Source organism: Azospirillum agricola, assembly GCF_020005195.1.
GTDB classification, from domain to species: Bacteria; Pseudomonadota; Alphaproteobacteria; order Azospirillales; family Azospirillaceae; genus Azospirillum; species Azospirillum agricola.
In genome coordinates this window covers 132,976-142,500 of sequence record NZ_JAIFZR010000008.1, presented here as the reverse complement: position 1 = coordinate 142,500, position 9,525 = coordinate 132,976, and the positions used below count along the sequence as shown (strand labels likewise).

General features: G+C 71.0%; 10 protein-coding genes (1 of these 10 only partly in view). 4 read left to right on the top strand and 6 right to left on the bottom strand.

Annotation, left to right across the window (positions count from 1 at the left end; translation table 11 throughout):
• The 4 genes from JN22_RS32955 to JN22_RS32940 all read left to right on the top strand — a co-directional run.
• On the top strand, positions 1-531 hold the 3' portion of the coding sequence (locus JN22_RS32955; protein ID WP_143269009.1) for a MarR family winged helix-turn-helix transcriptional regulator. The gene continues 111 nt to the left of window position 1, outside the view; the window shows 531 of its 642 coding nt (coding positions 112-642); its start codon lies beyond the left edge, outside the window; the stop codon is at positions 529-531.
• Between the two features lie 40 nt (positions 532-571).
• The gene (locus JN22_RS32950; RefSeq protein WP_085558140.1) at positions 572-1,291 is read left to right on the top strand and encodes a hypothetical protein; all 720 of its coding nucleotides are present in this window, start codon (positions 572-574) and stop codon (positions 1,289-1,291) included.
• Positions 1,292-1,376: 85 nt separating this feature from the next.
• The gene (locus JN22_RS32945; protein ID WP_085558139.1) at positions 1,377-1,922 is read left to right on the top strand and encodes a carboxymuconolactone decarboxylase family protein; all 546 of its coding nucleotides are present in this window, start codon (positions 1,377-1,379) and stop codon (positions 1,920-1,922) included.
• Between the two features lie 77 nt (positions 1,923-1,999).
• Positions 2,000-2,704 (top strand): glutamine amidotransferase, encoded by a 705-nt coding sequence (locus tag JN22_RS32940; RefSeq protein ID WP_085558138.1) that lies wholly within the window; start codon positions 2,000-2,002, stop codon positions 2,702-2,704.
• 23 nt (positions 2,705-2,727) lie between these two features.
• On the opposite strand, the gene JN22_RS32935 is transcribed toward JN22_RS32940, so the two are convergent.
• The 6 genes from JN22_RS32935 to JN22_RS32910 all read right to left on the bottom strand — a co-directional run bounded on the left by JN22_RS32935 (position 2,728) and on the right by JN22_RS32910 (position 9,491).
• Positions 2,728-3,255, bottom strand: a complete 528-nt coding sequence (locus JN22_RS32935; protein WP_085558421.1) for a P-loop NTPase family protein — start codon at positions 3,253-3,255, stop codon at positions 2,728-2,730.
• Between the two features lie 115 nt (positions 3,256-3,370).
• Complete coding sequence (locus tag JN22_RS32930; RefSeq protein WP_085558137.1) at positions 3,371-4,534, bottom strand: iron-containing alcohol dehydrogenase; 1,164 nt, start codon at positions 4,532-4,534, stop codon at positions 3,371-3,373.
• A 26-nt stretch (positions 4,535-4,560) separates the two neighbouring features.
• A complete protein-coding gene (locus tag JN22_RS32925) occupies positions 4,561-6,018 on the bottom strand; it encodes an aldehyde dehydrogenase family protein (RefSeq protein WP_085558136.1) in 1,458 nt (485 codons plus the stop codon).
• A gap of 40 nt (positions 6,019-6,058) precedes the next feature.
• Positions 6,059-6,784 carry an ABC transporter ATP-binding protein gene (locus tag JN22_RS32920; protein ID WP_085558135.1) on the bottom strand — a complete coding sequence of 242 codons (726 nt, stop codon included), beginning with the start codon at positions 6,782-6,784 and terminating at the stop codon, positions 6,059-6,061.
• A complete protein-coding gene (locus JN22_RS32915) occupies positions 6,778-8,598 on the bottom strand; it encodes a branched-chain amino acid ABC transporter ATP-binding protein/permease (RefSeq protein WP_085558134.1) in 1,821 nt (606 codons plus the stop codon). The genes JN22_RS32920 and JN22_RS32915 overlap by 7 nt, the downstream gene beginning before the upstream one ends.
• Positions 8,595-9,491 carry a branched-chain amino acid ABC transporter permease gene (locus JN22_RS32910; RefSeq protein ID WP_085558133.1) on the bottom strand — a complete coding sequence of 299 codons (897 nt, stop codon included), beginning with the start codon at positions 9,489-9,491 and terminating at the stop codon, positions 8,595-8,597. Before JN22_RS32910 ends, JN22_RS32915 begins: the two co-directional genes overlap by 4 nt.
• Positions 9,492-9,525 lie beyond the last annotated feature (34 nt).

The following is a 9,525-nucleotide window of genomic DNA, read 5'->3' as shown; positions in this document are numbered from 1 at the left end:
CTCAACCCGACCCAGGCACAGGTGCTGGCTCTGCTGGCAGCGCGCCCCACCGGGCTTCGGCCCAAGGAGATTGCCGCGCATCTGGCGGTGTCGGCCGCCAGCATGGCCGACACGCTGTCCGCGCTCGAACGCAAGGCCCTGCTGCGGCGCACGCCCGATCCCGCCGACGCGCGGGCCGTCATCGCCCGCCTGACAGACGGGGGGCGCGAACTGGGACGCCGCCTCGCCTCGGCCACCTCGCAGGTCACGACGGCGCTGGCGGGTCTCTCGGCGGACGAACAGGCCGACCTGCTGCTTGCCCAGGTCAAGATCATCCGCACCCTTCAACAGGCTGGCGCCATCCCTCTCCAGCGCCTGTGCGTGACCTGCCGCCACTTCCGGCCGCACGCCCATCCGGGCGAGACCAACCCTCATCACTGCGCCTTTGTGAACGCTGCGATCGGCGACCGGGATCTCAGACTCGATTGCGGCGAACACGAAGCGGCCGATCCCGCCGTCCAGGCTGCCACCTGGACGGCCTTCACGGGATAGCCGCCCCTCCAAGCCCAACCATCAGAAGGAGAACAGAATCATGACACTGTGGACTCCACGGGGCCTCGGCCTCGTGGCGGCGGCGCTCTGCGGCCTGTCGGCCGAAGCCGCCGCCCACGGGATCGAGACGCCGGCCAACCAGGCCGTCATGGCCTCGTTCGACATCATCGAAACGCGCATCGTCACCGATCACGGCCACGCCGTCTTCCGCACGCGCGTCCGGGCGGACGCCGGCAAGGCGACGCCGCGGGCCACCGGCACGTTCGAGGGGGCGGAGGTCTACGCCTATGTCTGGCCGACATCCCTGAACTCCGCCGAAGCTGGCTTCGAGAAGGACCAGGGCATCCTCGCCCTCGCCGTCACCTTCCATCCCGACTTTGACGACGCCGCCCATGGCGGCAGGAACCGCGACCGCTGGCACCCGCACTGGGTCGTCCTCGGCGAGGACAGGGCCTGCCCCGGCGGCCTGAAGGTCAAGGACATACCCGAGGGCGCGAGGCCGAAGCTGCCCGAAACATGGCCCGGGGTTCCGCTCCTGATCGACAGCCCCGAATACAGGACCGATCTCGAGGCCGATCTCGTCGAGGTCCACATCCCGCTGGAAACGTTCGGCGCCATCGCGACCGCCTCGTTCGACGGCGTGACCGCCGGCCTGCGGGTCAACGCCAACCTGCACACGCCGCTGCTCTGCGTCACCGGCATCCACAAGGTCGCCTCCGGCAACCTGTCGCTGCCCGGCAAGGTCGTTCCCGGCCGGTAACGCCGGAATTGGAAAGCGGCCCGACGACTGCCATCGCCGGACCGCCCAAAACTCCCCCTCCAAGCACAGAGAAGGAAAATCCATCATGGCACACGTCAACCTCGTCGATCCAGCCTCGTCCTCCGCCGCCGTCAAGCCGACGCTCGACCGGATCCAGGGTGCCTTCGGCGTCGTTCCGAACATGTTCAAGGCCGTCGCGAACTCGCCCGCCGCCCTCGCCAGCCTGTGGGGCTCGTTCGGCGCGCTCGGCCAGGGCAAGATCGGCCCGAAGCTCGGCGAGCAGATCGCCGTGGCGGTCGCCGACCGCAACGACTGCAATTATTGCCTCGCCGCCCACACCGCGCTCGGGCGCAGGGCCGGGGCGACCGACGGGGAGATGGCCGACGCACAACGGGGCCACTCGGCCGATCCGAGGACGGCCGCAGCGCTCGCCTTCGCGGTCAAGGTCGTCGAGAGCCGCGCGGCGGTCGATGCGACCGACGTCGAGGCCCTGCGCGCGGCCGGCTTCGACGACGAGGCGATCGTCGAGATCCTGGCCCATGTCGCGCTGAATCTCTTTACGAACTATGTCAACGTCGCCTTCGACGTGCCGGTCGACTTCCCAGGGGTGACGCTCTCGCGCACCGCCTGACGCCCCAGCCCGACGCCTTGCGGCGGCCGGACGCCCCACCGTCCGGCCGCCGTCGCCACCACCGCAGGAGAAACACCATGCCGTTGACCGCCGTCGCCATCCGCCACATCGCCTTCGAAGGGCTCGGGATCATCGAGCCGGTCCTGCGCCAAGCCGGCTGCACGCCGCAGATCCGCGACGCCGGCAGCGACGACCTGCGGGACATGGAGCCGCTGGCGCCCGACCTTCTCGTCGTGCTCGGCGGACCGATCGGGGCCTACGAGGATGACCGCTATCCGTTTCTCGCCGACGAACTGCGCCTTCTCGAACGGCGGCTCGCGGCCGGCCGGCCGACGCTCGGCGTCTGCCTGGGCGCGCAGTTGATGGCGCGGGCGCTCGGCGCGCGTGTCTATCCGGGACCGGCCAAGGAGATCGGCTGGGCGCCGCTCGCCCTCACGCCGGCCGGACGCGCCTCGCCGCTCGTCCATCTCGACGGCGCGGCCGTGCTGCATTGGCACGGCGACACCTTCGACCTGCCGGCCGGGGCCGAACGCCTCGCTTCGACGGAGCCGTGCATGAACCAGGCCTTCGCGCTGGGACGCAACGCGCTCGGCCTGCAATTTCACGGCGAGGTCGACGGGGCGGACATCGAGCGCTGGCTGATCGGCCATGCCTGCGAAATCGCCGCCGCCGGTCTGGATCCCCGCACGCTGCGGGCCGACAGCGGACGGCATGGGCCGGGGCTGCGCGAAGCGGGAGGCCGCCTCTTCGCCGACTGGCTCGCCGGCCTCGACCTGGGCTGAGTTGGCGCCGCCACACGCCGTCTCTATCGTTCGAGCCCTTCGGAGCGGTAAAAGCGGACCAGATCGCGCGCCGTTTCCAGCCGGATTTTCGGCAGGACGATGTGGTCGAACGTCTCCCGGTTGCGCCTGCGGTTTCCGGGGGTGATGACGGTGATGTGGCGGATCATCCCCCACTTCACGCTGTCGCGGGCGCCTTCAAGCCCGCCGCGGCGATCGCGCTCGAACCAGGACCGGCGCAGGTAGCGAAACAGGCTGGTTGGGGTGGAGACGTTGAGCATGATGACGCCCGTCGCCCGCTCCAGCCGCTGCGGCAGGCAGCGGGAATAGTTGCCGTCCATGACCCAGCCCGCGCCGGCGATCGCTGCGTCGTGCAGGGCGACGAACTCTTCCACCGGCCGGGGTTGCCAGTCGGTGTTCGGCCGGTGATAAAGCTGGTCGAGGTGGACCGGCGGCAGGCCGCGCGCGCGCCCGATCGCCACCGCCAGCGTGGACTTGCCGCTGTTCGACGGTCCCAGGATGCAGAGGCGGGGGCCGAGTTCATCGAGGGTCATGATATGGGGCGCGGATCCGGTCATGGGTCGGGCGGGACATGAAGACTCATGCCCCCCGCCCGATCCAGCGGAATCTGCGCGCCGGCTTCCGCCTCCCGTCAGGCCGGGACGCGAATCAGAAGGCGGAACGGAACAGGGTGCGGAAATCCTCCTCGCTGGTGTGGCGCGGATTCCAGCGGTTGTAGTCCGCCGCGAAGCTTCGCCGGGCCATCTCGTCGAGTTTATCCTCGGTCACGCCCACGTCGCGCAGGCGCGGCGGGATGGCGAGATCCGCGCAGAGAGTCCGCAAAGCGCCGACCGCCAGCTCCCCGGCCTCCGCCTCCGTCCGTCCGGCGACCTCCGCCCCGAGAATGGCCGCGATGCGCGCGTAGCGCTCCGGCTTGGCCGGGACGTTGAAGGCGGCGGCGGTGGGCAGGCACACCGCGTTGGCCAGCCCGTGCGGCACCGGGAACAGCGCCCCCACCGACATCGCCATGCAATGCACGTTGCCGAGCCCGGTGACGCCGAAGGACATCGCCGCCAGCGCCGAGCCGCACAGCATGTCGAGCGCCGCCGCCTCGTCGGTGCGGTCGGCGACGAAGCGGCGGATGCTGCCGGCGATCAGCGTCATCGCGTGCAGGTTCACCGCGTCGGAAAACGCGGTCGCCCGCTTGGACAGGTAGGATTCGAAGGCGTGGACGAAGGCGTCGATCCCGGCGTGGGCGGCGACGTGCGCCGGCATCGAGCCGACGGCGAGCGGGTCGAGGATGGCGACCTGCGCCGGCAGGAAGGCGGCGTGGCGGATCGCCATCTTGGTCTTGCGCGCGCTGTCGGTGATGACGCAGGCGCCCGACACCTCCGCCCCGGTGCCGGCGGTGGTGGGCACGGCGATCAGCGGCAATGGTGGCCGGGCGAACGCCTCGATGCCCTCGTAATCGGCGATGCGGCCGCCATTGGTCATCAGGATGCCGACCGCCTTCGCCACGTCGATGGTGCTGCCGCCGCCGATCGCCAGCAGCGCCTGCGCCTCCGACGCGCGGCAGAGGTCGAAGGCGGCGTGCACCGTCCGGTCGCCCGGTTCCGGCTCGATGCCGGTGAAGACCGACAGGGTGACACCGCTTTCGGCCAGGATGGCCCCGACCCGGTGGAAGATCGCGCTGTTCGCCAGCGCCGGATCGAGCAGCACGAACAGGCGCGTCGCCTTCCATTCGCCGAGCACGGCGGCGAGCTGTTCGTGGGCGCCGACACCGAAGACGATCCTGGTCGGGCAGGAGAAGGAGGACACGGCGGGAAAGGACATGGAAAAACCCTCGTGAAACGGAACGCTCAGGAGCGGCGCAGCGCGACGCGGGTGCAGATGTTCTTCACCTGCGTGTAGGACAGCAGGGCGTCGAGCCCCTTCTCCCGCCCGAAGCCGGACTTGCGGTAGCCGCCGAAGGGCAGTTCCACCCCGCCGCCGGCGCCGTAGCAGTTGATGAAGATCTGTCCGGCCTTGACGGTGCGGGCCAACCAGTTGGTGGTGCCGACGTCGCGCCCCCAGATGCCGGCGACCAGCCCGTAATCGGTGGAATTGGCAAGCGCCGCCGCCTCCTCGACCTCGTCGAAGGGCAGGATGGTCAGCACCGGGCCGAAGATCTCCTCGCGGTGGACGCGCATCTCCGGCCGGGCGCCGTCGAGCAGGGTCGGCGCCACGAAGTTGCCCTGGTCGAGATCGACACCCGGCAGCGGCGTGCCGCCGGTGATGACCTCGGCGCCCTCGTCGCGGCCGATGCGGATGTAGTCCAGCACCCTGCCCTGCTGGGCGCGGCTGACCAGCGCGCCGATGTCGGGGTTCTGCAAACCGGAGCCGACCGTCAGTTCGCGGCAGCGCGCCGCCAGACGCTCCACCAGTTCGCGGTGCACCGCGCGCTGCACCAGCACGCGCGAGCCGGCCGAGCAGGTCTGGCCGGAGTTGGGGAAGGCCGCCTTGATGAGCACCGGAACCGCCTCGTCGAGGTCGGCGTCGGCCAGCACGATGTTGGGCGACTTGCCGCCCAGTTCCAGCAGCACCGGGACGATGTTCTCCGCCGCCGCGCGCATCACCTGCGAGCCGGTCGCCACCGAGCCGGTGAAGACCACCAGATTGACGTCCGGGTGCGCCGCCAGCGCCGCCCCGGCCTCATGCCCCAGGCCGGGGACGACGTTGAGCACGCCGGCCGGCAGCCCCTCCTCGTGGCAGATACGGGTCAGCTCCAGAACGCTGAGGCACGCGAGTTCCGCCGGCTTCAGCACCACCGTGTTGCCGGTGGCGAGCGCCGGGGCGAGGCCGCGCGCGGCGATCTGCAACGGGTAGTTCCACGGCACGATCTGCGCCGTCACCCCCAGCGCCTCGCGCACCGTGAAGTCGTGGTAGTCGGGGCCGAGCGGGATGGAGGTGCCGAGAACCTTGTCGGCGACGCCGGCGTAATACTCGAAGAAGCGGGCGGCGGCGACCGCGTCGGCCTGCGCCTGGGCCAGCGGCTTGCCGGTGTCCTGGCTCTCGATGCGGGCGAGGCGGTCCTTCTCCTCCAGGATGCGGCGGGCGATGGCCGACAGCACGCGCCCGCGCTGCACCGGCACGCAGTCGGCCCAGCCCGGCAGGGCGGCGCGGGCGGCGCGCACCGCCTCGTCGATGTCGCCCGCTTCGCCGCGCGCGATGGTCGCCAGCACCGCGCCGTCGGCGGGGTCGAGAACCTCCAGCGTCCGGCCGGATTGCGCCGGGCGCCACGCGCCGTCGATGAAGCAGTCGTAGGAAGGCGTCGTCATGATGGGTATCCGAATCAGGAAGAGGGGAAGAGGCCGCCGGTCAGGCGGCGCGGTGGGCGAAGTCGCCGCCCAGATAGGCTTCGCGGATGCGCGGGTCGCGGCGCAGGGCGCCGGCGGCGCCCTCCAGCACCACCGACCCGCCTTCCAGCACATAGGCGCGATCGGCGATGGCCAGCGCCTGGTTGGCCATCTGCTCGACCAGCAGGATGGTCATGCCGTCGCCGCGCAGGCGGCCCAGAGTCTTGAAGATGTCGGCGGTGACGATCGGCGCCAGGCCCAGCGACGGCTCGTCGAGGATCAGCAGCGACGGCTCCGACATCAGGGCGCGGGCGATGGCGAGCATCTGCTGCTCGCCGCCGCTCAGCGTGCCGGCGATCTGCTCGCGCCGCTCGCGCAGCCGGGGGAACAGATCGTAGAAGCGGGCGATGTTGGCCTCGACCCGCTGCGGCTGCCGGCGCAGCAGATGGCCGCCGAGCAGCAGATTCTCGTGCACGGTCTGGTCGGTGAAGACCTGCCGGCCCTCGGGCGCCATGGCGATGCCCAGCGCCACCCGCTGCGGCGTGGTCAGCCCGCCGATGGGAGCGTCCTTGAACAGCACTTGGCCGGTGGCCGGGACGAGGCCGGTGATGCCGCGCAGCAGGCTGCTCTTGCCGGCGCCGTTGGCGCCGATCAGGGCGACGATCTCGCCCGCGCCGACCCGCATCGACACGCCGCGCAGCGCGCGGATCGGGCCGTAGGAGACGTTCAGGTCGGTGACGGTCAGCATGCGCGCTCCTCCTCCTTGCCGTCGGCCTCGCCGTCCGCCGGGGCTTCCTCGCGGCCGAGATAGGCTTCGATGACGCGGGGGTTGGTCTGGATGTCCCGCGGGGTGCCCTCGGCGATGACGACGCCCCGGTCAAGCACGACGATCTCGTCGGAGATCCCCATCACCAGCCCCATGTCGTGCTCCACCATCAGCACCGCGACGCCGAGCCGGCCGATGCGCTTGATGAGCTGGCCCAGTTCCGCCGTCTCGCGCGGGTTCAGGCCGGCGGCCGGCTCGTCGAGCAGCAGCAGCACCGGGTCGCCGGCCAGCGCGCGGGCCAGCTCAACCCGCCGTTGCAGGCCATAGGGAAGGCTGCCGGCCAGCGCCTGGGCGTGCTCGGCCAGCCCGACGAACTCCAGCACGGCGGCGGCCTTGGCGACGGCCTCTGCCTCGCGGCCGGTGGCGCCGATGCGGGCGTGGGCGCCGACCAGCACGTTGTCGAGCACCGTCATCGCCCCGAACAGGCGCAGGTTCTGGAAGGTGCGGGCGATGCCCCCGGCGGCGCGGGAATGGGGGCTGGCGCGGGTGATGTCCTCGCCGGCCAGCCGGATGCTGCCGGAATCCGCCGGGATGACGCCGGTCAGGATGTTGATGAGCGTGCTCTTGCCGGCGCCGTTCGGGCCGATCAGCGCGTGGACCCGGTGGGCGTGCAGCCGCAGCCCGACCTTGTCGGCCGTCACCACCCCGCCGAACGCCTTGCCGATACCGTGCATCTCCAGCAGCGGCCCGCCGGCCGGATCGTCCGTGGTCCGGCTCAGGGCCGGCGGCGCGCCGGCCACCGCCAGTCGGGCCATCGGTTCGGCAACCGCCTTGCGCGGCAGAAAGCGTCCGATGGTCCCGGCGACCCCGGTCGGCATCAGGTAGAGCGCGAACAGCAGCATCGAGCCGTAGATGAAATGCTGCACCGACGGCCATTGCGCCAGGAACACCTCGGTCGCCGTCAGAATGGCCGCCCCGGCGATGGGACCGTACAGGTTGCCTGCCCCGCCGAGCAGCACCAGCAACAGGATGAAGACCGACAGGTGGAAGGTCACGAAGTCGGAGTTGAAATACTGGTTCTGCTGGGCCACCAGCGCGCCGCCCAGCCCACACAGCGCGGCGGCCACGACGAAGGCCAGGATCTTGTAGCGGTAGACCGAGATGCCCGCGCACTCGGCGGCGATCTCGTCGCTCTGCAAGGCCAGCAGGGCGCGGCCGAACCGCCCGTTCAGCAGATGGCCGAGCAGCAGATGCGTCGCCACCGCCAGCACGATCACCAGCACCACCCAGTGGCGCAGCGCGAAGGGCTCGCCCTGGAACTCCAGGGGCGCGATGCCGTAGACGCCCTGCGCCCCGCCGAACAGGTCGGTCCACTCCGTCACCAGCTTCTCGACGACCAGCCCGAAGGCCAGCGTCACCAGGGCGAGGCTCGGCCCCTTGACCCGCAGCGACGGCAGGGCGATCAGCACGCCGACCCCGGCGGCGACGATGGGGGCGGCGGCCAGCGCCAGCACCGGCGAAACCTCCAGCCGGGTGGTCAGCAGCGCCACCGTATAGGCGCCGGCCGCGAACAGCCCGGCCTGCCCCAGCGATTTTTGTCCGGCGTAGCCGGCCAGCACGTTCATGCCGGAAGCGCAGAGGTAATACACGCCGGCCATGAAGGCGACGTAGAGGTGGAAGTCGTTGGTCAGCGTCAGGGCGAGCGCCACCAGCGCGGCGCCGACGCCCAGCGCCGGAACCGCGCGCAGGATCGCGGGGCGGAACGGCGCCGGCCGGGTTGCGGTCTCGGTCCTCATACCTTTTCCACCAGCTTGCGGCCGAACATCCCGTTGGGCGCCATGGCCAGCACCAGAATGACCAAGAGGAAGACCATGATTTCCCGCCATTGCGCGCTCCACAGGGCCGTGAGGGATTCGACCAGACCGATCAGAAGGCCGCCGGCCATGCAGCCGCGCGGATTGGTCAGGCCGCCGATGATGGCGGCGGAAAAGCCCTTCAGGGCGATGATGACCCCCATGAAGAGGGAGGCCGACAGGATCGGGGCGACCAGAACCCCGCTCAGTCCGGCAAGCGCGGAGCTGGCGAGGAAGGCCAGGGCCATGACGCGGGGCACGTCGATGCCCATCAGGGCGGCGGCGTCGCGGTTCAGCGCCACCGCCCGCATGCAGCGGCCGAGCGCCGTGCGGCGCATCGCGATGTCGAAGCCGCCGAGGATGGCGAAGGCCAGCGCCATCACCACCAGCTCCTGCGAGCGGAAGCCGACCTCGCCGACGCGGAACACCTCGTCGCCGAAGGGCGGCGCCAGCATCCGCGCCCCCAGCCCCCACAGCGACAGCGCCGCGCTTTGCAGGACGATGCCGAAGCCGATGGTGCTGACCACCCAGGACATGCCCGGCTTGCCGGCGAAGGGACGGATCGCCGCGAGATAGAGCGGCAGCCCCAGCACCCCCATCGCCAGCGCCGCGGCGACCGCCGCCAGCGCGTAGAACCAGACATAGCCGACGGCGTCGGCGCCGAGCGCCGCGGTGAGCACCCCCACCGTCCCCAGCCCGACGAAGGCCCCGACCGACACGAAATCGCCCTGCGCGAAGTTCAGCGTCCGGGTGGTGGTGTAGGTCAGGTTGAAGCCGAGGGCGATCAGGGCGTAGACGCTGCCCAGCGTCAGCCCGCCGATGATGGCTTGCAGCATGGTGTCAATTCCCGTCCCGATGGCCCCTGTCGCG

What these genes read in the sequence shown, in the direction of transcription:
- JN22_RS32950 (WP_085558140.1), top strand. Translation starts at nt 572, where the DNA reads ATGACACTGTGGACTCCACGGGGCCTCGGCCTCGTGGCGGCGGCGCTC.
- JN22_RS32945 (WP_085558139.1), top strand. Translation starts at nt 1,377, where the DNA reads ATGGCACACGTCAACCTCGTCGATCCAGCCTCGTCCTCCGCCGCCGTC.
- JN22_RS32940 (WP_085558138.1), top strand. Translation starts at nt 2,000, where the DNA reads ATGCCGTTGACCGCCGTCGCCATCCGCCACATCGCCTTCGAAGGGCTC.
- JN22_RS32935 (WP_085558421.1), bottom strand. Translation starts at nt 3,255, where the DNA reads ATGACCCTCGATGAACTCGGCCCCCGCCTCTGCATCCTGGGACCGTCG.
- JN22_RS32930 (WP_085558137.1), bottom strand. Translation starts at nt 4,534, where the DNA reads ATGTCCTTTCCCGCCGTGTCCTCCTTCTCCTGCCCGACCAGGATCGTC.
- JN22_RS32925 (WP_085558136.1), bottom strand. Translation starts at nt 6,018, where the DNA reads ATGACGACGCCTTCCTACGACTGCTTCATCGACGGCGCGTGGCGCCCG.
- JN22_RS32920 (WP_085558135.1), bottom strand. Translation starts at nt 6,784, where the DNA reads ATGCTGACCGTCACCGACCTGAACGTCTCCTACGGCCCGATCCGCGCG.
- JN22_RS32915 (WP_085558134.1), bottom strand. Translation starts at nt 8,598, where the DNA reads ATGAGGACCGAGACCGCAACCCGGCCGGCGCCGTTCCGCCCCGCGATC.
- JN22_RS32910 (WP_085558133.1), bottom strand. Translation starts at nt 9,491, where the DNA reads ATGCTGCAAGCCATCATCGGCGGGCTGACGCTGGGCAGCGTCTACGCC.